26 protein-coding genes are annotated in these 23,610 nt (G+C 68.3%); 8 read left to right on the forward strand and 18 right to left on the reverse strand.

The features are described from left to right. The first annotated feature begins 74 nt into the window (after positions 1-74). Complete coding sequence (locus tag ACZ6O0_RS33225; protein ID WP_465768980.1) at positions 75-1,130, forward strand: LLM class flavin-dependent oxidoreductase; 1,056 nt, start codon at positions 75-77, stop codon at positions 1,128-1,130. A gap of 189 nt (positions 1,131-1,319) precedes the next feature. Here the strand turns inward: ACZ6O0_RS33225 and ACZ6O0_RS33230 are convergent, their stop codons facing one another. After that, positions 1,320-3,227: a glycoside hydrolase family 76 protein gene (locus ACZ6O0_RS33230; RefSeq protein WP_465768981.1), complete on the reverse strand. Its 1,908-nt coding sequence runs from the start codon at positions 3,225-3,227 to the stop codon at positions 1,320-1,322. Positions 3,228-3,469: 242 nt separating this feature from the next. On the opposite strand from ACZ6O0_RS33230, the gene ACZ6O0_RS33235 reads away from it, so the two are divergent. After that, entirely contained in the window at positions 3,470-4,315 is an 846-nt protein-coding gene (locus tag ACZ6O0_RS33235) for a peptidoglycan recognition protein family protein (protein ID WP_465768982.1), read from the forward strand. Positions 4,316-4,344: 29 nt separating this feature from the next. Then, positions 4,345-4,650 carry a pyrophosphatase gene (locus ACZ6O0_RS33240; protein WP_465768983.1) on the forward strand — a complete coding sequence of 102 codons (306 nt, stop codon included), beginning with the start codon at positions 4,345-4,347 and terminating at the stop codon, positions 4,648-4,650. 211 nt (positions 4,651-4,861) lie between these two features. Here the strand turns inward: ACZ6O0_RS33240 and ACZ6O0_RS33245 are convergent, their stop codons facing one another. Together ACZ6O0_RS33245 and ACZ6O0_RS33250 are read right to left on the reverse strand one after the other, a co-directional pair. Continuing rightward, the gene (locus ACZ6O0_RS33245) at positions 4,862-5,437 is read right to left on the reverse strand and encodes an HAAS signaling domain-containing protein (protein ID WP_465768984.1); all 576 of its coding nucleotides are present in this window, start codon (positions 5,435-5,437) and stop codon (positions 4,862-4,864) included. Then, on the reverse strand, positions 5,434-5,631 hold the full coding sequence (locus tag ACZ6O0_RS33250) for a PadR family transcriptional regulator (RefSeq protein ID WP_465768985.1): 198 nt from the start codon (positions 5,629-5,631) through the stop codon (positions 5,434-5,436). Before ACZ6O0_RS33250 ends, ACZ6O0_RS33245 begins: the two co-directional genes overlap by 4 nt. 108 nt (positions 5,632-5,739) lie before the next feature. Between ACZ6O0_RS33250 and ACZ6O0_RS33255 the strand changes: the two genes are divergently transcribed. Together ACZ6O0_RS33255 and ACZ6O0_RS33260 are read left to right on the forward strand one after the other, a co-directional pair. Continuing rightward, positions 5,740-6,786, forward strand: a complete 1,047-nt coding sequence (locus ACZ6O0_RS33255) for a fatty acid desaturase family protein (protein WP_465768986.1) — start codon at positions 5,740-5,742, stop codon at positions 6,784-6,786. 167 nt (positions 6,787-6,953) lie between these two features. Then, the gene (locus tag ACZ6O0_RS33260; RefSeq protein ID WP_465768987.1) at positions 6,954-7,799 is read left to right on the forward strand and encodes an acyl-CoA desaturase; all 846 of its coding nucleotides are present in this window, start codon (positions 6,954-6,956) and stop codon (positions 7,797-7,799) included. A gap of 128 nt (positions 7,800-7,927) precedes the next feature. Here the strand turns inward: ACZ6O0_RS33260 and ACZ6O0_RS33265 are convergent, their stop codons facing one another. The 3 genes from ACZ6O0_RS33265 to ACZ6O0_RS33275 all read right to left on the reverse strand — a co-directional run bounded on the left by ACZ6O0_RS33265 (position 7,928) and on the right by ACZ6O0_RS33275 (position 9,185). Beyond that, complete coding sequence (locus tag ACZ6O0_RS33265) at positions 7,928-8,116, reverse strand: hypothetical protein (protein WP_465768988.1); 189 nt, start codon at positions 8,114-8,116, stop codon at positions 7,928-7,930. Then, positions 8,113-8,496 carry a hypothetical protein gene (locus ACZ6O0_RS33270; RefSeq protein ID WP_465768989.1) on the reverse strand — a complete coding sequence of 128 codons (384 nt, stop codon included), beginning with the start codon at positions 8,494-8,496 and terminating at the stop codon, positions 8,113-8,115. The genes ACZ6O0_RS33265 and ACZ6O0_RS33270 overlap by 4 nt, the downstream gene beginning before the upstream one ends. A 371-nt stretch (positions 8,497-8,867) precedes the next feature. Beyond that, complete coding sequence (locus ACZ6O0_RS33275) at positions 8,868-9,185, reverse strand: hypothetical protein (RefSeq protein WP_465768990.1); 318 nt, start codon at positions 9,183-9,185, stop codon at positions 8,868-8,870. A 126-nt stretch (positions 9,186-9,311) separates the two neighbouring features. Between ACZ6O0_RS33275 and ACZ6O0_RS33280 the strand changes: the two genes are divergently transcribed. Next, entirely contained in the window at positions 9,312-9,608 is a 297-nt protein-coding gene (locus ACZ6O0_RS33280; RefSeq protein ID WP_465768991.1) for a helix-turn-helix transcriptional regulator, read from the forward strand. A 186-nt stretch (positions 9,609-9,794) separates the two neighbouring features. Here ACZ6O0_RS33280 and ACZ6O0_RS33285 read toward each other — a convergent pair whose 3' ends face one another. From ACZ6O0_RS33285 to ACZ6O0_RS33305, 5 genes are all read right to left on the reverse strand, one after another. Continuing rightward, positions 9,795-11,948 (reverse strand): MMPL family transporter, encoded by a 2,154-nt coding sequence (locus ACZ6O0_RS33285; RefSeq protein WP_465768992.1) that lies wholly within the window; start codon positions 11,946-11,948, stop codon positions 9,795-9,797. Between the two features lie 39 nt (positions 11,949-11,987). Next, complete coding sequence (locus ACZ6O0_RS33290) at positions 11,988-12,767, reverse strand: DUF4097 family beta strand repeat-containing protein (protein WP_465768993.1); 780 nt, start codon at positions 12,765-12,767, stop codon at positions 11,988-11,990. A gap of 407 nt (positions 12,768-13,174) precedes the next feature. Next, on the reverse strand, positions 13,175-14,743 hold the full coding sequence (locus ACZ6O0_RS33295; RefSeq protein ID WP_465768994.1) for a DUF6297 family protein: 1,569 nt from the start codon (positions 14,741-14,743) through the stop codon (positions 13,175-13,177). Then, positions 14,740-15,393 (reverse strand): ABC transporter ATP-binding protein, encoded by a 654-nt coding sequence (locus ACZ6O0_RS33300; RefSeq protein ID WP_465768995.1) that lies wholly within the window; start codon positions 15,391-15,393, stop codon positions 14,740-14,742. The genes ACZ6O0_RS33295 and ACZ6O0_RS33300 overlap by 4 nt, the downstream gene beginning before the upstream one ends. Continuing rightward, a complete protein-coding gene (locus ACZ6O0_RS33305; RefSeq protein ID WP_465768996.1) occupies positions 15,390-16,025 on the reverse strand; it encodes an O-methyltransferase in 636 nt (211 codons plus the stop codon). Before ACZ6O0_RS33305 ends, ACZ6O0_RS33300 begins: the two co-directional genes overlap by 4 nt. Before the next feature lie 94 nt (positions 16,026-16,119). Here ACZ6O0_RS33305 and ACZ6O0_RS33310 point away from each other — a divergent pair, with 94 nt between their 5' ends. Next, complete coding sequence (locus ACZ6O0_RS33310; RefSeq protein WP_465768997.1) at positions 16,120-17,100, forward strand: carbohydrate kinase family protein; 981 nt, start codon at positions 16,120-16,122, stop codon at positions 17,098-17,100. On the opposite strand, the gene ACZ6O0_RS33315 is transcribed toward ACZ6O0_RS33310, so the two are convergent. Continuing rightward, positions 17,087-17,305, reverse strand: coding sequence for an ester cyclase (locus tag ACZ6O0_RS33315; protein ID WP_465769252.1), 219 nt, complete (start codon positions 17,303-17,305; stop codon positions 17,087-17,089). The genes ACZ6O0_RS33310 and ACZ6O0_RS33315 overlap by 14 nt on opposite strands. Positions 17,306-17,463: 158 nt before the next feature. Here ACZ6O0_RS33315 and ACZ6O0_RS33320 point away from each other — a divergent pair, with 158 nt between their 5' ends. Next, positions 17,464-18,057, forward strand: coding sequence for a TetR/AcrR family transcriptional regulator (locus tag ACZ6O0_RS33320; RefSeq protein ID WP_465768998.1), 594 nt, complete (start codon positions 17,464-17,466; stop codon positions 18,055-18,057). Here ACZ6O0_RS33320 and ACZ6O0_RS33325 read toward each other — a convergent pair. From ACZ6O0_RS33325 to ACZ6O0_RS33350, 6 genes are read right to left on the reverse strand one after another with little or no spacing between them, the layout of a single operon-like run. Next, the gene (locus ACZ6O0_RS33325; protein ID WP_465768999.1) at positions 18,045-18,728 is read right to left on the reverse strand and encodes a GntR family transcriptional regulator; all 684 of its coding nucleotides are present in this window, start codon (positions 18,726-18,728) and stop codon (positions 18,045-18,047) included. The genes ACZ6O0_RS33320 and ACZ6O0_RS33325 overlap by 13 nt on opposite strands. Before the next feature lie 50 nt (positions 18,729-18,778). Continuing rightward, a complete protein-coding gene (locus ACZ6O0_RS33330; RefSeq protein WP_465769000.1) occupies positions 18,779-20,056 on the reverse strand; it encodes an alpha/beta fold hydrolase in 1,278 nt (425 codons plus the stop codon). Further along, positions 20,053-20,877 (reverse strand): ABC transporter ATP-binding protein, encoded by an 825-nt coding sequence (locus tag ACZ6O0_RS33335; RefSeq protein WP_465769001.1) that lies wholly within the window; start codon positions 20,875-20,877, stop codon positions 20,053-20,055. The genes ACZ6O0_RS33330 and ACZ6O0_RS33335 overlap by 4 nt, the downstream gene beginning before the upstream one ends. Continuing rightward, entirely contained in the window at positions 20,874-21,677 is an 804-nt protein-coding gene (locus ACZ6O0_RS33340; protein ID WP_465769002.1) for an ABC transporter ATP-binding protein, read from the reverse strand. Before ACZ6O0_RS33340 ends, ACZ6O0_RS33335 begins: the two co-directional genes overlap by 4 nt. Beyond that, a complete protein-coding gene (locus ACZ6O0_RS33345; RefSeq protein ID WP_465769003.1) occupies positions 21,674-22,657 on the reverse strand; it encodes an ABC transporter permease in 984 nt (327 codons plus the stop codon). The genes ACZ6O0_RS33340 and ACZ6O0_RS33345 overlap by 4 nt, the downstream gene beginning before the upstream one ends. After that, positions 22,654-23,610 (reverse strand): ABC transporter permease, encoded by a 957-nt coding sequence (locus ACZ6O0_RS33350; protein ID WP_465769004.1) that lies wholly within the window; start codon positions 23,608-23,610, stop codon positions 22,654-22,656. The genes ACZ6O0_RS33345 and ACZ6O0_RS33350 overlap by 4 nt, the downstream gene beginning before the upstream one ends.

Here is a 23,610-nt window from a genome sequence, read left to right on the forward strand (position 1 = left end):
GCCCGCACGGTCGGCTTGACCAGACCGCGAGACGGCCCAAAGTCCACTAATACGGTGAACATAAACTGGTTTCCATGACTTTCCTCTGGTACATCCCGAACCAGGTCGATCCCGGTCACCGCGGGGACGACACCGTCCAGGGACACAACAGCCTCGACCGGCTGACCGAGCTGGCCAGGCTTGCCGAGGACCACGGCTGGGCCGGCGCGCTCCTCGGCACCGGGTGGGGCCGGCCGGACACGTTCACGGTCGCGACGGCGCTGGCCGCGCGGACGACGACCTTCCAGCCGCTGGTCGCGATCCGGCCGGGGTACTGGCAGCCGGCGCATTTCGCCTCGGCGGCGGGGACGCTGGACCAGCTGACCGGCGGACGGCTGCTGATCAACATCGTGTCGGGCCAGGACAACCTCGCGGCGTACGGCGACTCCGAGGGCGATCAGGCTCAGCGGTACGCGCGGACGCGTGAGTTCCTGCAGTTGGTACGGCGCCTGTGGACCGAGGAGGACGTGACCTTCACCGGCGAGCACTTCTCGGTCACCGGGTCCACGGTCGCGACGCGTCCCGTCGTACGGGAAGCTCGTTCGCATCCGCGGCTGTACTTCGGGGGCGCGTCGGAGGCGGCGCAGCGGGTGGCCGCGACGGATGCCGACGTACAGCTGTTCTGGGGTGAGCCGCTGGACGGGATCGCCGAGCGGATCAGCAAGCTGCGGCAGCTGGAGTCGGAGTTGGAGCGCGAGCACGCGCCGTTGGAGTTCGGGCTGCGGATCACCACGCTCGTCCGCGACACCACCGAGGAGGCCTGGGCCGACGCGGAGGCGAAGGTCGCGAAGATGGCCGAGGCGCACGGCTCCAAGGACCGCCGCTGGTTCAAGGCGGTCGGTCAGCAGCGCCTCCTCGAGCTCGCCGAGCGCGGCGAGGTCCTCGACGACAACCTCTACACCGCCCCCGGGAAGTACGGCGGGGGCGGTGCCGGTACGACGTGGCTCGTAGGCTCAGCGGACGACGTCGCGAAGTCCCTCCGCAAGTACCAGGACCTCGGCATCACCCACTTGATCCTCTCCGACACCCCGTACCGCGAAGAAACCATCCGCGTAGGCGACCAACTCCTACCCCTGCTGAGGAACGCCTAGCCGCGCAAAGGACACCGCCTTCGGCGGCGGCTGCCTTCCGGCCGCCTCCGGCGGCAGGCGCAGACCGCTGTCCCGAGCCAACGTGATCGGCGCCAGAGAACGTCTACCGGTGGTGCAGCCGGAGATGCGGACAGGTGCTGCAGGGTTCGGCGACCTGACCGGGCGCACCCGGTCAGGTCGCCCGAGGGGTCAGGGCTGACCGGTGTAGCCGGCGCTTACGTGGTAGACGCGGCCGCCCCAGCCGTCGGTGGGGAAGGAGTCGGAGACTCGGATGTAGGCGGACTTGTCCGGGCCGAGGTACGGGGTCAGGTCGATCGTCTGGTCGGCCTTGTTCTCGCCGTCGTGGATTTGGCGGGTCTCGGTCAGGACTGTGGTCCAGTGCTGACCGTCACCGCTGACCTGGACGACGTACTCGTTGTCGATCGTCAGCGTCGCATGCGCCGCGGCCGTGTCGGCCGGGAACGGGAAGCGGTAGACGAAGTACGCATTGCCGTCCGCGAACCGGTTCTGGACCCCGTTGCTCTGCGAGCCGTCCGCGTCCCACAACCACGGCGTCTCGGCCGCCGTACCCGTGTCGAAGTCGACGTTCCGCGCCACCAGGATGTCGGCCTGCGCAGTGAACGCCAGCTGGCTACCTGACGTCGCTGTCGCGGTCACCGCGTAGCGCCCGTCCGCCGTGCCCGCGGGGATCGTCACATCCAACTGGACACTCGACTTCGCAGGTACGGCGTTCCCGCGCGGACGCAGCGTGGTCGTCGCCCGCGCCGGCGTCACCGTCCACCCGGCAGGCGCCGTCGCCCGCACGTCGACCGCAAGAGGACCAGCCGGCGCAGTCGCCTGCAGAGCGACCTCGAGCTTGACATGGGTCGCGCCACCGCTCGCCGGCATCACCACCGGGTGCGCAGGACTCATCGTCGCCGACAACGACCGGTCGGGCGTCTGCTTCGGTACGGCGGCGATCAGCGCACTCAACGCACTGGCCTGCGTGCGCCAGTCGAACGCGTTCGGGTGGTCGGCATTCGTCAGACCGGACCACCGCTCACCCAGTCGCCCGGACGCATCCCGGTCGTTGTCCCACACACTGGTCGCCTGCTGCTGGACGAAGGCGGCGTACCGCGCGTCATGAGTGGTGTCGGCGAGATCCATCCAGTACCGCATGAAGATGCCCTTGAACTGCTTCCCGTTGTCGTCGCACTGACGGTCCGGCGCATCGCAGTACTCGGTCAGTACGCCGTCCGACACCAGTCCGCCGGCTGCGATCGACGCGTCGGCCAGCCGCCGTACGGTGGTCAGCAGCTTGGGATCGCGGGTCGCCCGCCACAGCTCCAGGCCGGCACCGATCGCCAGCCCCTGGTTGTAGCTCCACACCGTGCCGCCGTTGTTCTCGCAGCTGCTGGTGTTCAGGCCGTCGTTGACCAGGCCATTCGAGTTGATCATGCCGCTGCCGGTGAGCCAGTTCCATCCTTCCTGCGCCCGGCCGATCCACCGGCGGTCACCAGGCAGCCGGTTGTGCAGCTCGGCGGTGAGCCGGATCCAGAGGCCGTTGGTGACGGCGTTCTTGTACGTCCGCTCCCCATCCCACCAGACACCGCCGCCGCAGGTGTTGTCCCAGTAGCCCTCGACGTACTCGGCGATCGTGACCGCCATGTCGAGGTACTTGCGGTTCTTGGTGAGGTCGTAGGCCTGGATCCAGGTCAGCCCCCACCACTCGGAATCGTCGATCGCGCGACTGGTGAAGTTGCCGAGCAGCGGATCGCCCGAGAGATACCCGGCCGGGAACACGCCCTTGTCCTTCTCGAACGTGTTGTCCAGCTGGGACAGGTAGCGCCGGTCTCCGGTGCGCTGCATGTAGTCGCCGATCGTCTGCAACGCGACCGCCGAGTTCCACCAGCTCGAGGGAAACCACGCCTTCACCGGCTCGTACGAACTCATCAGCACGTCGGCCGCGACCCGGGCCCGCGCGACCGCGGTCGGCCCGTCGGCCCCGTTGCCCGGATCGGCTCCGGCCGGCAGTGCCGTGCCCATGCCCAGGGCCAGCACCGCCGCGCCGGACAGGACTGCGCGCAGGACGCGCGCCGAACGTTTCACGACCATCATCGAACTCCTCGTGTGCCTCGGTGCAGGCCCGCCCAGCCAACAGTTGGAAACGTTTCAGAGATGTGCCACGCGGAAGCTCATCAAGTCGAGACAACGATGTCAAGATCCTGGCGTCCAGACGAATGCGCCTCGGTGCTGAAAGGATGGCGCCATCGCTTGACGATCGCGTGCCCAGTGTGATCGGTTGATTACTGAGCGCCAGCGGTGGGTATGCGGTGCCGTGAGGCATGTGAGGAGCATTGATGGTCGTTTATCTGCCCCGGTCCGCGTGGAACGCGCGACCGCCGACCAGCGGGCCGGGCAACTTGACCGTGTCCAGGGTCGAGGGCGCGGTGATCCACTGGCCCGGGACCGGGTCGACAAGCGTTATCCACAGCAAGACGGCGGTCGCGTCGGCGTTGCGCGGGTGGCAGGACTACCACATGGACACCCGCGGCTGGTCCGACATCGCGTACCAGGTCGCGGTCGACCAGGCCGGCCGGGCCTGGACGCTGCGCGGCCTGCGCACCCAGTCCGGCGCGAACGGCGACACCGACGTGAACGAGCGGTACGGCGCGATCCTGCTCATCCTGGTCACCGGCGAGCAGCCGACCGCGGCGATGAAGGCGACCACCCGCGCGGTGATCGCCGACTTCCGCCGGATCTATCCCCGCGGTACGGCGATCCGGCCGCACTCCGCGGTCCGCCCGGACCCGACCGACTGCCCCGGACCGGCCGCTCGTGCCGCGATCGCCCGTGGCGACTTCACCCCAGGCTCTTCGGAGGACGACATGACCCCCGCCCAGATGCAGGAACTCAAGAACTTCATCGAGGCCCGCACGCAGGCCTACGCCCTCTGGGTGCACCGGCAGCTCCGCAAGGACCTGTCCGCGGTGGTGAAGGCGTACGCCCTCGACATCAAGAACTACGAGCGCCAGACCGACGCCGCCGACGCGGCCCGCGCGGCCGCCGCCGTCTGGGCCACCGCCCCCGACAACTTCCCCACCGTCGACCAGCCGGACATCCCGGCCGAACCAGACCCCAACTCCGACCCACAGGTCGACGTACCCGCGCCCGACCCGACTCCGCCGGTCGACGCCGGCAAGTAGCTGTCGGTGGGGGCTGCTTGGGTGGACCCGTGGATCTCACGGAGTTGGCTGAGCGGTTGGAAAAGCTGTCGGTGCGGTACGGCGAGGTGCTCGGGTTCGAGCGCGACCCGGACTGGTTCCTCCTCAAACTGCAGGAGGAAGTCGGCGAGCTGACCCAGGCCTACCTCCAGCACACCGGCCGCGCCCGCACCAAAGGACTCACCGCACCCGAGATCCAGGCAGCCTTCCACCAGGAATTCGCCGACGTCTTCTGCCAACTACTCCTCTTCGCCCACCACCACGAGGTCGACCTCCAGTCCGAGATCAACCAGAAGTGGCTAGCCCACGAGGTCTAGATGCTCACGCAAAGGACACCGCCTGTTCTTTTGCCGTCTTCGGCGGCGCGCGCAAATCGGTGTCCCGGGCCAGGGTGATGTGCGCCTTCGACTGAAACCCGGGGCACCGAGAGCAGAAATTGCTGACGAGCGAGATCTACCCGACAGCTCGCGACCGGCATTCCCGACCAATTCGCCCGGCACACCACACGTTCATCCCCGCCCTCCCGACCTAGCTGTTGCCTGCGGCAACCGGCTTGACCTCGGCTGCGCGGATGCCGGCCCGTCCTGGACGGGCGTTCCTGGCCAGTACGACGAGGACGGCGAGCACAGTCAGGTTGGCGGCCAGGATGCTCAGCCACAGCGGGAACGCGAGGACCTCACCGGCCAGGGCGGCGGCGTAACCGAGCGGCCACGCAAGCGTACCCACCGACTTCTCGGCACGGGTCCAGCGATCAGATGCCCACAGCAACCAGACGCCGACCACCCAGCCGATCACCAGCACGAACGGCCCGAGCCACAGCAGCACGAGCGCGCCGAACTCCCGGATCCGCAACCGCGGCGGGACATCAACCAGGACCAGCCCGTCGGTCGCGGCCGCAACAATGTCGTCAGGATCCCCGAGCCGCTGCAGAACCTCCCGGACCTCGCTCTCCGACGCCGCACCCGACGCACGCGCTTCTGCGATGTGCGAGGTCACCTCCGCGACGAGTTCCTCGCGCCGTTCCGCCGGCAGCGACTCGGCCGCGTCGGCCAGATACTTCAAGTAGGCGTCGACCAGTCGGTCGCCCTCATGTTGCACGTTCATCCCCGTCTCCCGCTCTGCAAGATCGCGTCAACCGACGTACGAAACCGTTCCCAGTCCGCCGTGAACGCCGCCAATGCCTGACTGCCCTCAGTCGTGGACTTGTAGTACCGCCGCGGTGGGCCGGACTCGGACTCCTGCCAACTCGTCTCCACCAGCCCCTCCCGCCGCAAGCGCGCGAGCAGCGGATAGATCACACGGATGACCTGATCTGGACAACCTTCGCCCGAGCCATTCCGGCGTATGCTGAGGTGGACGGCTGCCCTGGACCTGGTGGCGAGGACGCGACCCAACGGAGTCCAGGGATGTCGATCAGCGTGCGAGGTACCAATGCCACCCCGGCCACCAGCGGTTACGCCGAACTGGCCCGGGAGATCCGCCGCCTCGGCTTGCAGCGTCGCCGACCGGGGTTTTACACCGTCCGGCTGATCGCCAACGTGATCGCGCTCGGTGGCGTCGTGACCGCGATGGCGCTGCTGCGCGACTCCTGGTGGCTGATGCTGCTCGCGGTTGCGCTGGCGATCGTGTCGGCGCAGATCGGCTTCTTCGGCCACGACGCCGGTCACCACCAGATAGCTCGCAAGCGCGTCCCGACCACGCTGCTTGGCCTGCTGAACGCGAACCTGCTGAACGGACTCAGCTACGGCTGGTGGATCGACAAGCACAACGCCCACCACGCCCATCCGAACGACCTTGAGGCCGATCCGGATGTACTTCCCGGCATCCTGGTATTCGACACGACACAGGCAGCCGCGAGGAAGGGTGCGGCCGCTTGGCTGACGCGTCACCAGGCCTGGCTGTTCTTTCCTCTTCTGTTGCTCGAGGCCCTCAACCTGCATGTCTCCAGCGTCCGCGACCTACTGAAGCCGGGCATCCGGGCCAGAGCCACGGAGCTCGCCCTGCTCGGCGTCCATTTCGGCGGCTATGCCGTCTTGCTGGTCACCACCATGACCTGGCTGCAGGCGGCCGTGTTTGTCGTCATCCACCAGGGGCTGCTCGGTGTCTATCTCGGCTGCTCGTTCGCCCCCAACCACAAGGGGATGCCCGTCCTGACCGCCGAGCAGGCCGCCGACCCGTTGCTGCGGCAGGTACTCACCTCCCGCAACGTCCGGGGCGGGCGATTCGTCGACTTCGTGCTGGGCGGCCTCAACTACCAGATCGAGCACCATCTGTTCCCGAGCATGCCGCGCCCCAATCTCCGGATGGCGCAACCCGTGGTGCGTCACTTCTGCGCGGCGCACCAGGTGCCCTACGTAGAGGCCTCGGCGTTCGAGTCGTACGGTGCGATCCTCCGCCATCTGCGTGATGTCGGGGCCGAGCTGCGCCGAGCGCGGACGATCGCCACCGGATGAAGAACGGCCGGGGTCGCGACGCCCGGATGCCCGGGTGCCGGTCCAAGGAGACCAGAATCTAGGAGTGGACCATGGCTTCAGCAGCGGGGCTCGGCGATTCGCCTCCGGGTGAATTTCAAGCCGTCGGCGGAAAACTTGAGCGTGGGCTCATCTGGGTGTTCATCGTCGTGCCTACCCTCGCGCTCCTGCCGGGGATCTTTTTCGCCTGGGGTGGCTGGATCGGCTGGCACGACATCGTCCTCCTGGTCGTGTTCTACATGATCACCACCACCGGCATCGGCGCCGGCTACCACCGCGGCTTCACCCACGGCTCCTTCAAGAGCAAGCGTGGCCTCAAGATCGGACTCGCGATCGCCGGCAGCCTGGCGCTCGAAGGACCGGTCATACGCTGGGTGGCCGACCATCGCAAACACCACAAGTTCTCCGACCGCGAGGGAGACCCACACTCACCCTGGCGCTACGGCACCACCGCCTGGGCGGTGACCAAGGGATTCATCTTCGCCCATGCCGGGTGGGTGCTCTGGGGTGCGGATCGCGCCGACCCCAGGCACTACGCGCCAGACCTACTGAACGACCGCGACATGGCATGGATCTCGCGGCACTTCCGTGGACTGGCGGCGGTCTCCCTGCTGACACCTGCGCTTATCGGTGGACTGTGGGACAGGTCGTGGCACGGTGCCGCTACCGGATTCTTCTGGGGCACCCTGGTCCGCGTCGCCCTGATGCACCATGTCACGTTCTCGATCAACTCGATCTGTCATGTCACCGGCAAGAAACCCTTCGAGGCCCGGGACAGGTCAGGAAACGTCTGGTGGCTCGCGATCCTGAGCCAGGGCGAGTCATGGCACAACCTCCACCACGCCGATCCCACCTGCGCACGCCACGGCGTGCTCAAGGGACAGGTCGACGTCAACGCCTGGTTCATCAAACGATTCGAGCAGTTCGGCTGGGCCTGCGACGTGAAGTGGCCGGTCCAGGACCGCCTCGAGAAGAAGCGTGCAGCCGCCGCTTAACCTGATGAGCTCCAACCATCCGCACGGAGACCGGCCAACAGGGTGAGTACACCAGCCGAGCCCGACCAGTGCAGGTGGCTTTGGTAACGCCGGGCGAGCGGCCGTCTGCCCTGGACCCCAGCGTTGAGCTACAGCACCGGGGTCGCGCCCATGGCTGGCCGGCCGCTGCTTCGACGGGCCTGGTGGATCACCCACATCGGCCACGGAGTCGTCGGCAGCAGGTCGATCTCGACCAGGTAGGCGTCGTCGGTCTCCTCGATGTCAGCCGGGCACCGCCACAAGCGCAGGTCGACGTCCTCCGCGAGGTTGCGCATCATCTGGCTATTCGCCGGTAGATGTCTTCGAAGTGGGCGAACGGTTCGGTCGGCAGCCAGCGCAGAGGTCCCGGCGGGTGCTCGCCCGTCTCGTCCGGGTTCTGCCGGGAGGGCTGGCCATGGCGGCCGGCCCGGTCGCCGAGTGGTCGCACCATGATCGCCGTCACCTCTTCGGCTGGTTTCGGAGTCGCGCGTTCCGGACGCGAGGCCTGCACGGGTTGACGGCGGGGCCGCCGGCCGATCGGGAAGGTCATGATGTGGGCATCGAGTACGAGTCCGACCTCGTAGGCGATCTGGGGTGCGGAGTGGGCCGGCTGTTGTCCGCCGCCGCGACGCCTCCTTCGCAGTTGGAGTAGGGGCTCGGCGCAGGCCGTATTTCCCATCAGCGCTACCCCTGGGCCAACACTGTCGGCTGACCCAAGGACACGAGCCTGCTCAGCGACGCTGCCGGCGGTCGCGGACGAGCCGGCTCTGGGGATCATCAGACCTGGCGACGGCATGGATGGAGAAGCCGCCGTCGTGTTGTCCCATCGAGCTGTGGCCCGGAAACACCTCGATGGGTGAGTCGGCGACGAGGTAAACCGCCTTGTGCCGTCGATCGCGGCGCAGTCGGATGTCATCGCTTCACCCTGGACAAAGACGGTGGTTGGAGCGGTCGATGACGGTGACTCGACGTCAGCACGTCGCGGCGCCTTCGCGGCGGAACGGGGCGAGCCCCGCCGCGATGCGCGGCGGGGCTCGTTACCTGGACGATCTAGCGGGCGGTCGGCGCCGGCTCGCGGTGGCCGGTGTCGATGGCGAGGTCACCGACGTAGTTGTCGCGCAGGGTGAAACGGTCCCGACTGTTGGCCTTCACCCAGTCGGCTGCCATGGTGGCGGCGGCGTCAGCCTGCGCCCTGGTTTCCCAGGTGCTGATGGAGACGAAAGCGCTCTTGTCGACCTGGGCAACTCCGTAGGACACGAAGCCGTTGCTCTTCTTGAACAGCGGAACCATCCCGGACTTGGCCTGGCCGACTACCTCGTCGAAGGTGCCGGTCTTGATGTCATAGAGAGCGACGCGCGTGCAGCGCATGGTGTGCCTTCCTGTGGTGGAGCGGCTCGCGTAGACCCGCAAGCCAGTTCCATCAATGAACCTACGCTAGTATTTCAATACTGGCAATAGAGTTCCTGGATCTGGACATCCGGTATACTCTGTGTCATGGCTTGGGGATTCCTGACGAACCACGCGCAGGCGTTGCTGTGTATCGCCCACGACCCAGGCGTGCGGCTGCGGGAAATCGCGACCACGCTCGGCATCACCGAGCGCGCCGCATTCGGGATCGTCACCGATCTGGTGGAAGCCGGATACGTGGTCAAGGACAAGAACGGCCGCCGCAACCGCTACGGAGTCCAGGTCGACAAACCCCTGCCAGAGGTTCTGCTGCGCCAGCGAACGGTCGGCCAATTGGTGGAGCTCCTCGCCCACACCGAACTGGAAACGCGCGACCACTCCTGAGCTCACTGAGCGACATCAGGTCAAACTGACTGGAGCGTCGACCAGAACTAGCGCGGCGGAGGTAGGTAGCGGCGCCCCGCCGCCGTGTTCCTACTGAGCGGGTAAGCCCAGCGCGGCTCGGGCACGACGCCGAAGGCGGCCAAGGGACAGCCGCCGCGAAGCGGTGTCCCTTGGCCGACCTCTCCGTCAGTTCTTTCCTGAAGGCTCGAGTTCGCGGGTGTCGACGCTCTCCACGTCCGCGGTCTTCTTCCGATCCGCGTGTCCCGGCCACCAGGCCGCGTGGCCGATCAGCGCGGTCAGGCTTGGGGTGAAGAACATCGCCATCACGAACGCGGCGACGACGATGCCGAACGAGACCGCGAAACCCATCTCGGTCAGGAGTGAGTTGCCGGCCAGCATCAGCGTGGCGAACGTAGCCGCCAGGATGAACCCGGCAGCGGCCACGGTCGGACCGGCGTGCCGTACCGCGATGCTGGCGGCCTCGCGCGGATCGCGTCCTTCCCGCGCTTCCTCGCGGAGCCGGGAGATCATCAGAATGTTGTAGTCGGTGCCGATGGCAACGACGAACAGGTACATGATCACCGGCAGCATGAACATCAGCCCCGAGTGCCCCTGCCCCTTCTGGAAGATCAGCACCGTCGCACCGAGCGTGGCACCGAACCCCAGCCCGACCGAGGCCATCAGGTACCACGGCGCCACGACACTGCGCAGCAGCAACCCGAGGATGACCATGATCAGCAGCGCGGCGAGCGGGAACACCGTGCGGTAGTCGTGGTCGACCGCGGCGTCGATGTCCTTGTAGATCGACGACATGCCGCCGACGAGCGCCTTCGTCCCGGCCGGGGCGTTGGCGTGCGCGACCTCGCGTACGTCGCCGACCGCGCTGATCGCCTGGTCGGTGGCCGACCCGTACTTCAGCGTGACCGTGAAGTAGGCCGTACGCCCGTCCTTGCTGATCGCGGCGGGCTGGACGTCCGCGACACCGGGGACCGCTTCGAGCTTCCGCTCGTACGCGGGCAATGCCGCCTGGTCGAGCCGACCGTCGCCGGTCGAGGTGACGAAGACGGAGGTCGGTTCGGCGGCGCCGGCCGAGTACGCGTTCTGCATCTCGGTCTGGACGACCATCGACTCCTCGGTCTTCGGCATCGAGCCGGACGCCAGGTCGAACGTGGCCTTGAAACCGAAGGTGCCGAGCGCCAGCGCGACCATGAGCACGCCCGAGACACCGGCGAAGAGGGCGGGACGACGCTGCACGCCGCGGCCGAGCGCCGCGAACCGCGCGTTCGCCGGTTCTTTGCGCCACGCCTTCGACGGCCAGAAGAGGGCGCGCGGCGGGATCAGCGAGCAGATCGCCGGGAACAGCGTCAGTGCGGCGATCAGCGTCACCGCGACGGTGATGGCGAGCGCCGGCCCCATCTGCTGGAGGAAGCCGAGCGTCGACAGGACGAGCGCGAGGAACGAGATCATCACCGCGCCGGCCGCCGAAGCGATCGCCTCGCCGACCCGGCCGACCGCGGTGATCATGGCCTCCTTGGGCTCGTCGCCGGCCCGCAGCCGTTCGCGGTACCGGAACATCAGGAACAGGTAGTAGTCGGTGCCGACGCCCAGCAGTACGACGATCAGCAGCGACGAGATCGAGCTGTTCGCCTGGAGCCCGAAGAGCTTGCTCGCGTCCGCGATCAGCGCGTTGGCCGTGGACGACACCAGCGCGATCAGGACGAGCAGCGGCAGCACCGCGAGGATCGGCGAGCGGAAGATGATCAGCAGCGTGATCAGGATGATCGCGAACGTACCGGCGAACGTCAGCGCGTTGGCCCGGTTGGACGAGTCCTGCTGGTCGAGGCCTTGCGCTGCCGAACCGCCGAGCTTGGCGTCAAGTTGCGTACCCTTCGTAAGTTCCTTGGCATCCGCACGCAGCGTCTTCGCGGCATCGAGTTGCTTCGGCTGACCGGCGTTCTGGGTGTCCATCGAGACCAGGCCCAGGACGTAACGCCCGTCCTTCGACGGCGGCCCGGGAACGACCTGCTGGACCTGGTCGATCTTCTTCTGACCCAGTTCGGTCGTGATGCGCGCCGCGTCCTGCAGGTCGGCCGGGGTGAGCTTGCCACCGTCCGAACGCCCGTACAGGACGATCGCGGACGGCGTGAAGGCGCTGGGGAATGCGCTCTGCTGGAGGTCCGCGGCCTGGATCGATTCGTAACTCTTGGGAAGAAAGCTGCTCTCGTCACTGCTCGACGGGAGGCTGGGTGCGGTGGCGACGACCGCGGCGGCGATGAAGATCCACGCCACGATCGTCCAGATGGGATGACGGACGACGACGCGCCCGATGCGGTGGAACATTTCGGTCTGCCTCCTGGCAGCGATTCGTAGGAAGGGGTTTCAGACGGTCGCGGGGTGGATGACGATGTCGTCGAGACGCGTACGGGCGTAGACCATGAGCGTGCTGTCCTCGGTGTTGTCCCCCGCAGGCAGGGAGTTGCGTACGGCGCCCTTCGTACTCGCGGCGTCCACCTGCGCAGCCGTGCCTTCGGCGATGCCGACCTCGATGCCTCCGGAGGCATTCATCAGCTCCGCCTGACCGCGCGTGATCCGGCCGACCCGGATCGGGCAGTTGCCCGCCTTGGCGATGACGCTGCACTCGGCCCGCTCGATGTCGAAGCGACCGCCGGCCCCGTTGAGCTCGATGTCGGACAAGGCGTGGCCGATCCAGATCGTCCCGTTCGAGCCCTCGTACCGGACGATGCCCTCGACCTCGCCGATCCGCACGCCGGCCGCGCCGTTCTCGATGGTGGCGTTCCCGGCAACGTGGTCCAGCTGCACCTGCCCTGAAGCCAGATTCAACTCACAGTCCCCCAGCCGGCCCTCCGCGTGGACGTCGGTCCATGCCGTGTTCAGCACCAGCCTGGACCCGACCGGCAACTCGATCGTGATGGCGACCGAGCCGTTCTTGTCACCCGACTTGACCGTCTTGATCGACAGCTCACCGTCGGAGAACCCGACCTCGGTCTTCTCCGCCACCTTCACGTCCGACTTACTCGCACTGTTGATCGGCTCGACGAGCACCACGGTGTCGGCCCGCTCACTCGCGGCAACCCGCACCTTGGCGCCACCGGTGGTCAACGTGGCAGTAATCGGCTCCGGCGAAGCAAAAACAGACATGACAAATCTCCCTCTGTTGAGTGCGTGGTTGTTGAGCGCGTGGTCGAGGCGCGGCGGCCTGTCAGCTGCCAGGCAGCCCCGAGACCGCGATCGCTGAACCGCTCATGCCGACAACACTCATCCAGACCCCTGACGCCGATCAGTCACAGCGCTGACACCACCCCTGACACGGCAAGAGCCCTCCCACTCCCCCGGCCAGCCCCCGCCAACCACAAAGCAGCCGGGACACCGGTCCGCCTACCCCACCGAAGGCGGCCACAAGAACAGCCGCCGCGCGGCGGTGTCCATCCGACGACCGCACCCGGTCCCTGGCGCAAACCACGCTGGCTCGGGACACCATTCCGCGCACCCGCCGGAGGCGGCTACAAAACCGCCGCCGCGAAGCGGTGTCCTTTGGGCGGTGGCCCTTACTCGGTCTTCGGGCGTACGGCGAACATCACCGCGAGCACGAACGCGGGAACAACCAGCACCCACGTGGAGCTGATGCCGAGGAGGACTGGGGCGAGGCAGACCAGCAACAGGTCGAAGCCGCGCATGGGTTGGGAGAAGAGGCCGGGTGGGATGGCGCCCATGGGCGACGCGACGAGCGGGCCGGCGTACGACGGAGGCCGGGCGGAGGCCTGGCGGACCGCGCCGGAGAGCATGCCGGCGGCCACGGCGAACGCGGCTGGGCCGTTGCCGATGGCGGGGAGGGCGAGGAGTGCCCAGAGGGCCGCGAAGAGGCCGGGGACGACGGCCATGATGACGCGGAGTTCGCGCAGGTCCATCCCGAGCGCGCGGACCAGGCCGGTGGAGCGGCAGACCGAGCGCAACCCGTCCATCAGGGGCCGTACGGCGACGAACCCGGCGAACCCGGCCGCGACGGGCACGAGTACGTCGAATCCCGCGCCGGCCACCGCGTACGGTACGACGAGCAGCGCGAACCCGATCACGAGTCGCCGCGGCCACCGCAGGATCCGCACGAACTCGCGATGCACCAGGGCGGCTCCGTGCGCACCCCGACCGCGCCGCGTGTGCGCCCGCCCCTTCATCCGCCAGTGCCGTCCGGCGACCACGTCGGCCAGCATGCTGATGTCGAGACTGCTCGCGGCGCCCGCGAGCCCGGCCAGCAACTCACCGCCCGCGATCACGGTGGTTCGGTTGAGCTTGTCGAGTGTTTGCGAGGTGACGATCACCAACGCGACGCACAGGAGAAGTACGACCGCGAAGATCACCAGCAGCCGCGTCTGCGCCGGGTCGAGGAGCGGGGGCTCGGCCGGAGCCTCGGACAAGCCGATCGTAAAGACCAGGGTGTTGGTGAACGTCCCAGCGGCGCCCTGCCGCGACCCGCCTTGCAAAGCAAGCACCACCGCGGGTACGGCGGCCGCCAGCAACAGCAGGTCCGCGACCCGCAACGCCCACCGCGACCGCCGACCAGTCTGCTGCACCCACACCGTCACAGTCGCCGTACACACAAGCAAAGCCCCGACCAGAGCCGAAGCCTCGAGTACGTCGAACCACTCCAACCCCACGAGCGCCCAAACAACCAACGACGCCACGAACCCGCCAACCGCGACGACCACCATCACCAGCCGGTACGTCGGCCGCAGCAAACTGGCCCGATTGACGGGCGTGGCGAGCAACCAGAACCCGGTGGCACGTGACGCGGACACCGGGCCGACGCTCAGCAGCACCCGGATCGTGGTTGCCAGCAGCAACGGCACCACGACCCACGGCATCCAGTGCGACAGCTCTCCACACGTGAACGACGTACAGGTGGCGGCGTTGGCGTTGAGGTGCCGGACGACGTTGCCGCCGCACGCGCCGACCATGGCCAGCGTGAACACCACCAGGTAGATGTCCTCGAAGATCTGCGAGAACGGCCGGTCCGCGCGCCGCCGCCGGGTCGTCCGCATCCATTGCCGGAGCGAGCGCGAGGTCGGGATCGCACCGAAGTCCGCCGGGTCGAAGACGACCGGGCCGTCCGCTGCGCTCATGGCAGCGGGGTGAGGGTGACGATGGAGTCGGCGACGGCTTCGACCAGCGCCGGATCATGGCTGGCGAAGAGGATCGACGTACCGGACTTCTTCTCCTCGATCAGGCGGTTCGAGAGCCACTGGACGCCGTCGACGTCCAGGCGAGCCTCGGGCTCGTCGAGCACCATCAGCTTGCGGGGGCGGACCAGCGCCGTCGCCAGCGCGAGGCGACGGCGCTGACCGGAGGACAGCGAGCCCGGCAGCTGATCGGCGGCCGGCAAAAGCCCGATGTCGTCCAGGATCGTGTCGACGAGATCCTCCGGCGACGCGTTGCCGTGCGCACGGGCGAGCAGGTCGAGGTGTTCGGCCGCGGTCAGGTCGGGGAAGAAGTCGAGGTCGTCGAGCAGCGTGGCGACGTCGCGCCGGACCGCCTCGGCGCGTTCGTCGATCGGCAGGCCGTCGAGCAGGATCGTGCCCGCCGCCGGTTCGGCCGAGCCGACGATGCACTTGAGCACGGTCGTCTTGCCGGCGCCGTTCGGGCCGACCAGCGCGATCGCCTGACCGGCGGCCAGGCTGAAGGTCAGACCCTCGATCACCGGCCGGTCGCCGTACTTGTGCTGCAACTCCTTCACGCTCAACCGAGCCGCGGCCTTGCTCGACGCTGGGCTCACTTCTTGCGAACCAGGGTCAGTCCGTCGCCGATGCCGAGCATGATCACGTCGACCCGGTCGTCCTTGGCGATGTGCGCGTTGAACTCCTTGCGGTCGGTGGGACCGTCCGCGTCGATCACGCGGCCGCCGGCCAGCGTGTTGTCGAACAGCAGTACGCCGTTCGGCCGGATCAGCGGCACCAGGCGCTCGAAGTAGTCGATGTACCCGGGCTTGTCGGCGTCCACGAAGGCGAGGTCGAACGTCCCGTCGAGCGCCGCCGCCAGCTCGTGCCCGTCACCGATCCGGAGCTCGATCTTCGACGCCACCCCGGCCCGCTCCCAGTACCGCCGGCCGATCGCGGTCCACTCCTCGCTCACGTCCAGGCAGATCAGCTGCCCGTCGTCGGGCAGCCCGCGCGAGATCGCCAGCGCGGAGAACCCGGTGAAGGTGCCGATCTCGACCGCCCGGCGCGCCGAGATCAGCCGGGTCAGGGTGGTCAGCAGCCCGGCCTGGTCGGCCGTGGTGAGCATCCCGGCCGCGTCACCGAGCTGCTGGGTCTCCGCCACCAGATCGGTCGCGATCTCGTCCAGCGGCATCCCGTGCGCGACCATGTAGTCGTGCAGTTCCTCGGTCACCTGTACCTGACTGCCCATGAATTCCCGCCCTCCATGTATTAGATCGGTCGCCTGTAGTCTCTATGGGTTGTCCGCACGCCGCACACCCACCCCACCCGAGGGAGCACCCCGCATGCGCATCGCCGTCGCCGGCTCGATCGCGACCGACATCCTGATGACGTTCCCGGGCCGGTTCAAGGACCAGTTCCTCGAGGAACAGATGCACAAGGTCTCCCTGTCCTTCCTGGTCGACGAGCTGGTCGTCCACCGTGGCGGCGTCGCGGCGAACATCTGTTACGGCATGGCCCAGCTCGGGCAGCCGTCGGTGCTGGTCGGTTCGGTCGGCGCCGATTTCGCCGAGTACGGCGCGGCGCTGACGACGGCCGGCGTGGACGTGTCGCACGTGCGCGTGTGTGAAAACGTACACACCGCCCGGTTCACCTGTACGACGGACCTGGACGCGAACCAGATCGCCTCCTTCTACACCGGCGCGATGGCGCAGGCCCGCGAGCTCGACCTGGGTGCGATCCACGCGGCGACCGGCGGGATCGACCTGGTCCTGATCGGCGCGGACGACCCGGACGGCATGCTGAAGCACACCGAGCTGGCCAAGCAGCACGGGATCGCGGTGGCCGCGGACCCGTCGCAGCAGATGGCGCGGATGGACGGCGCCGATATCCGCCGGCTGATCGACGGGGCGGCGTACCTGTTCAGCAACGAGTACGAAGCCGGCCTGATGGTGCAGAAGACCGGCTGGAGCCACGGCGAGATCCTGGAGCGGGTCGGTGTCCGGATCACCACGCACGGTGGCGACGGCGTGGTGATCGAGAACGCCGACGGCATCCTGGCCAAGATCCCGGCGGTCCCGGCGCCCGGCCTGGTCGACCCGACCGGCGGCGGCGACGCGTTCCGGGCCGGCTACCTGACCGGCCGCGCGGCCGGTCTTGACCACGAGGCGGCCGCCCACCTCGGCTGCACGCTGGCGACCACGGTCCTGGAGACGGTCGGCACCCAGGAGTACACGCTCGACCAGTCCGCCTTCCTGGACCGTCTCTCCGCCACCTACGGCTCCCCCGCGGCCGCCACCGCCGCCGGCGCCCTCAGGACGAAGTAAGGCGCTCGAGGCCCCCCGTCTGGGCGAGGAGGGCGAAGCGGTCCGGGCAGCCCCAGTGTTCGACGATGCGGCCGTCCACGACGCGCGCCATCTCGAAGAGTGCGATGTCGACCGGCGCGTTGCTGGGCGGTCCGAAGAACCCGCCGGTCGCGGTGCCGCACGCCCGCCCGCGCGCCCAGACGAGGTCGCCCCACGACGACCGAATCCTCCAGCGTGTAGACGATGTCCGGCATCATCGCGTGCACCTGCCGGATCGCCTCCTTCACCTGCTCGCGGGCCCGCTCGCCCGTCCCGGCCAGCCGGAACTGGTGCTCGATCCGACCTCGCCCGGTACGACGGACACCGGGCCGCTCGCGTGCCCACATGCCCGAGGCTGTCAAGACCTATCGCCAGGTGCAGGCGGAGGAGACCCGGATCCGGATCGCGCACGCCGCGCGCCGGCTCTTCGCGTCGCAGGGGTACGGCGCGACCAGCATCGACGTGATCGCGAAGGACGCCGGCGTGGCCACGCGGACCGTGTACTCGGCCTTCGGCACCAAGCGGGAGATCCTGTCGCTGATCTGCGATCTGTGGTTGTCCGACGCCGGCGCGATCGAGCGAGCCGACCAGGTGCTGGCGATCGAGGACGCGGCCGAACGGTTGCGCGGCGCCGCGGGCTGGCTGACGAAGCTGTACGCGGCCGGCTTCGATGTCGTGCTGATCTTCGAGGCGGCCACCGACGAGAGCGCCGAGACCAGGACGCTGCTGCGCTCCAAGCTGGCCGGGCGCAACCAGCTGATGGACGCGATCATCGCGTCACTCGAGACCGACCTGAGTATCCCGCTGAAGCGGGCGCAGGCCATCTACCGTGCGCTCGCCGCGCCCGGCGTGTACCAGGAGCTCGTCGACGAGTCCGGCTGGACGCCGCGGGAGTTCGAGCAGTTCGTCGCCGACTCCCTACAACGTCAGCTGCTTTGAGAGCGGGCCCAGAGTCCGCGGACGTGGCCGATGTGGCGGCGCATGAGTTGCTCGGCGCCGTCACCGTCGCGTGCTTCGACGAGGTCCATCAGCTCGTGGTGCTCGGCCGCCGACTGGCCGAGCCGGCCACTCTCGACCAGCGGTGTCAGGCCGAGCAGCCGCGTCTGCGACCGCAGGTCCGACACCACGTCGACCAGCTTCTGGTTGCCGGAGTACGCGAGCAGGGTGACGTGGAAGACCCGGTCCGCCTCGATGTAGGCGATCAGGTCGCCCGCCTCCGCGGACACCACGATGGCCTCCGCCAGCGCCCGCAGCCGCGGGAAGTCCTCGGCGGGGATCACCGGTACGACGTCCCGGATCGTCGGCGGTTCGATCAGCTGGCGGAGCGCCGCGAGGTTGTCGAGATCGTCGTCGGACATCTCGGTCACCCGGAAGCCCTTGTTCCGCAGGGAGATCACCAGGCCCTCGCGGACCAGGTCGAGCATCGCCTCACGCACCGGTGTCGCGGACACGCCGAACCGTGCCCCGAGCATCGGCGCCGAGTACACCTCCCCCGGCACCAGTTCACCGGAGATCACCGCCGCCCGGAGCGCGTTGGCGACGCTGTCCCGCAGGTTCTCCCGCTGGGCCAGCCGCCGTACGCTCGGCAGCCCGATCGAGTCGGCCACCATCCGCTCACCTCCCTGGTCCCGGTCGCCGCCTATTGTGAAGCACCCGGCCCTCAACCGGCGGGTACGCCACCCCCGACGGAGCGCACCAGCTCGGTCAGCCGGGCGAACACCCGCTCCGCGCCGAGCCCGTCGTGCTCGTACTCGTTCGTCACCCACGCCTGCACGTTGCCGACCCGGTGCGCGGTGTCCAGCTGCAGACCGGAGTCGACGTACATGTCGTCGTAGTAGACCGCGGCCGCCACCGGTACGTCGTTCGCCGCGAGCCGCTCCAGGTCGTACAACTCCGACCACCGCGGGCGCTGCGCCAGCGCCTCGACGGCCCCCTGGAACGGCCGCAGCCCGCGGATCTCCGCGAACATCCACGGATACATCATCTCGCCGGTGAACAGCAGCGGCCTCGCGTCCTCGGCGAACTCCGGCCGCAGCTTCCGCTCCGCCTCGGCCGCCCAGCCGGTGGCGCCGTCGCCGGACCCGTAGATGCTCTCCTGCAACGCCGCGAACAGCGGGTTCCCGCTGTACGACGACAATCCCATCGCCTGGCTGAGGAACAGGTCCGACAACGAGTCGCCGTCGAAGGCCTCGTCGATCAGCCAGTGGATGCGCTCGTACCCGGGCTTCATCCCGAAGTCGATCCCGAGCGACTGGAACCGCCGGACGGTCAGCCGGTCACCATCCGGCAGCCGTACGTCGGACGCCGCGAGCCGGTCCGCGATCCGGCCGACCCGCTCCACGTTGTGCGGATAGCGCTGGTAGAACTCCCGGTTCTTCGCCGCGACCCGCGGATATGTCCGCCGATACACCTCGGCGGCCGAGGGATCGATCGAGGCGAGCCCTCCGGTGACGTAGCAGGCCGTCAACCCTTCAGGAGCCTTGGACAGATAGGTCAGCGTGAGGAATCCGCCGTAGCTCTGCCCCAGCGTCGACCACCTGCACCCGCCGAAGACCGTCGTGCGCAGGTGCTCGGCATCGGCCACGATCGAGTCCGCCCGGAAGCAGGCCAGGTAGTCCGCGCCCTCCTCGGCACTCAACGACCCCATCAGCCGGCCGGAGACCGGCGTACTGCGACCGGTCCCGCGCTGGTCCATCAGGATCACCCGGTACGTCTTCAGGGCCTGCCCGATCCACCCCGACGGCTCGACCGGACGCGGACCCTTCCCACCCGGACCGCCCTGGAGGAACAGCAGGCACGGCAGGTCCTCGTCCTTGCGCACCGGGTCGACGAGCTCGCGCGCGAAGACGGTGATCGTCTCCGCGGGATCCGACCAGTCCAGCGGCACCTCGACCGAGTGCTCCCGAACGTGCATTCCAGGGATCGTGTAGCTGGTCATCGCCACTCCTTCTGCCGACGCTTGGCGTCCCATTCCGGGTTGATCCGCGGTACGGCGGCCAGCAGCGTCTTCGTGTAGTCGTCCTGAGGATCGCCGAACACCTGATCGCGCGATCCCAGCTCTACGATTCTGCCCTGGTTCATCACCGCGACCCGCTGCGAGATCTGCCGGACCACCGCCAGGTCGTGCGCGATGAAGATGTAGCTGAACCCGCTCTCCCGCTGCAGCCGCATCAGTAGTTCCAGCACCTGTGCCTGGATCGACACGTCGAGGGCGGACACCGCCTCGTCGCAGATCACCAGCTTCGGGTTCACCGCGAGCGCCCGGGCGATCCCGATCCGCTGTGCCTGGCCGCCGGAGAACTGCGCCGGATACCGCTGGCAGTGATCCGGATTCAACCCGACCCGCGCCATCAGCTCCTGGGCGAACTGCCGCCGGCCGCCTTTCGGGACGATGCCCTGATACGTGAGCGGCGCGGTGACGATCCGCTCGACCGTGTACCGCGGGTTCAGCGACGAGAACGGGTCCTGGAACACCACCTGCACGTTGCTCCGGAACGTGGCCAGGTCCCTGCCACTGGCCAGGGTCACGTCCTGCCCGTCGAACACGACCGTACCGCTGGTCGGCTCCAGCAGGCGGGCCGCGATCCGCGCGGTCGTCGACTTCCCGCTGCCCGACTCCCCCACGATCGCGAGCGTCTCGCCCAGCTCCACCTCGAAGCTCACGTCGTCGACCGCGGTGAACGTGGACTTCTTCGCCATCGCGCCCTCGCCGCGGGTGACGAACTCCTTGGTCACCCCGCGCACCTCGAGCAATGTCATGCCGTCACCTCGTCGTCGATCCTGGGTACGGCGTCCAGCAGCGTCCGCGTGTACTCGTGCCGCGGATCCGAGAACACCTGCTCGGCCGTGCCGTACTCGACCGGATCACCCGCGCACATCACCAGCACCCGCTGGGCGATCGTGCTGATCACCGCCAGGTCGTGGGTGATGAAGATCAGCCCGGTCCCGGTGGTCGACTGCAGTTCGGCCAGCAACTCCAGGATCTGCGCCTGGACGGTGACGTCGAGGGCGGTCGTCGGCTCGTCCGCGATCAGCAGCGACGGCGAGCAGCACAACGCCATCGCGATCATCACTCGTTGCCGCTGGCCACCGGAGAACTGGTGCGGGTAGTGGTCGATCCGCCGGCCCGGATCGGGAATCCCGACCCGCTCCAGCGCCTCGATCGCCACCTGCCGGGCGGCGCGACGCGAGCCGCCGCGATGCGCCCGGTACATCTCCTCGATCTGCAGACCCACGGTGTAGTAGGGATTCAGCGACGACAGCGGGTCCTGGAACACCATCGAGATCGCGTTCCCGCGCACCGACCGCAGCTCCCGCTCCGACCGCCCCAGCAACTCGGTGCCGTCCAGCCGGATGCTGCCCTTGGTCTCCGCTCCGCGGGGAAGCAGGCCCAGTACGGCGAGCGCCGTCATCGACTTGCCCGACCCGGACTCGCCGACGATGCCGAGCGTTTCGTCCCGGCCGACCGTGAACGAGACGTTCTTCACCACGTCCACCGGACCACGCCCGGTCGGCAGTGTGACGGTCAGGTCCTCCACCACGAACAGTTCATCCGTCATGACGACGTCACCCTCACTCGTGGGTCCAGCGCGGTGTAGACCAGGTCGACCACGACGTTGCCGATGACAACGAAGAAGGCGGCCAGCAGCGTGACCGCCATGATCACCGGCTGGTCGTTCTTCGCGATCGAGTCGGCCGCCATCTTGCCGATCCCGTTCAGCCCGAAGACGGTCTCGGTGATCAGCGCGCCGCCGAGCAGGCCGGCGAAGTCCATCCCGAAGATCGTGGTGATCGGCGTCAGGGCCGGCCGCAGCGCGTGCCGTCGCAGGATCAACGGCCGGCTCAGGCCCTTGGCCCGCGCGGTCCGGAAGTAGTTCTCCGACAACGTGTCGATCACGTTGCTCCGGGTCAACCGCGCGTACAGACAGGCGTAGCCGACGGCCAGCACGGTCCACGGCATCAGGTACGACTCGAACCACAGCACGGGGTTGTCCGCGAACGCCGGCGCCGACGGGAATGGCAACACCCGCAGCTTCACGACCAGGACGTACTGCAGCACGAGCGCGAGCACGTAGTTCGGCACGCTCACCCCGCCCAGAGCGAGTGCCATCGCGGTCCGGTCCCACCACGTGCCCTGCTTGATCGCACTGACCAGACCGCCGACCACACCGGCGAGCAACCACAGTACGGCGGCGCCGACCGCGACCGTGACACTGATCGGGAGCCGCGCGGTGATCATGCTCCACACGGACTCGTTGGTCTGGAAGCTGTACCCGAGACAGGGCGCCGGGCAGTGCACCGAGCCGTACTCACGGCCCGCGAAGATGCCCCGCAGGAACTCCCAGAACTGGCTCAGGATCGGCTGGTTCAGCCCCAGCACGTCACGGATCGAGTTGATCCGGTCCGGCGTACAGGTCTTGCCGCAGATCATCACCGCGGGATCCGGTGAGAGCTTGAAGAAGATCAGGTAGGTGAACAGGCAGACCGCCAGCAGGATCACCACGAGCCCGCCGAGGCGGCCGAGCACGTAGCGGATCACGCGGCCGCTCCTTGATCGACGACCGAGCGGATCTTGTCGCCGAGCACGGTCAGCGAGAGCACGGTGAGGAACAGGAAGGCGCCGGGGATCACGAAGAACATCGGGTCCACCGAGTACCAGCTGACCGAGCTCGCGATCATCTGACCCCAGGACGCGGTCGGCGGGGAGACGCCGACGCCGAGGAAGGACAGGCCGGCCTCGGTGCCGATGTAGCCCGGGATCGCCAGCGTCGTCATCACGATGATCGAGCCGCGCAGGTTCGGCAGGATCTCCCGGAACACCACCGCGGAGTCCTTCGCCCCGGACGCCCGGGCCGCCTCGACGAACTCGCGGTTGGCCAGCGTCATCGTCTGGCCGCGGATCACCCGGGCCAGGTACGGCCAGCCGAACGCGCTGATCACCACGACCAGCAGGACCGGCCGGTTCCCGGCCGGCAGCGAGGACAGGATCGCGATCATGAAGATCAGCGCCGGGAACGCCATCAGGAAGTCCATCAACCGGGAGATCACCTGGTCGACCCAGCCGCGGTAGAACCCGGCCAGCAGGCCGAGCACGACCCCGAGGATCCCGGTCAGCAGCGTCGCCGACAACGAGATCGTGATGGACACGCGGGCGCCGTACACGATCCGGGCGAACAGGTCGCGGCCGTTCTGCGGCTCGACGCCGAACCAGTGCTCCCCGCTGATCCCGCCGAGCGCGCCGCGCGGCACGCCGCCGAGGTCGGGGTTGATCGCCGCGGAGTCGAACTGGTACGGCCCCCAGCCGCTGAGCTTGACGATCAGCGGCGCGGCCACCGCCATCAGGACCACGATCGCCAGGAACAGCACGCACGCCAGCGCGCCCTTGTCCCGGGTGATCGTGGTGAGGATCCGCCGGCCCGAGGTCGGGGGACCCGCGGCCGGCGCCGGGGTCCCCACCTCCTCGACCTCGAGCAACACCGGGGTCGTTGTCAT

Source organism: Kribbella sp. NPDC048837, from assembly GCF_055586945.1.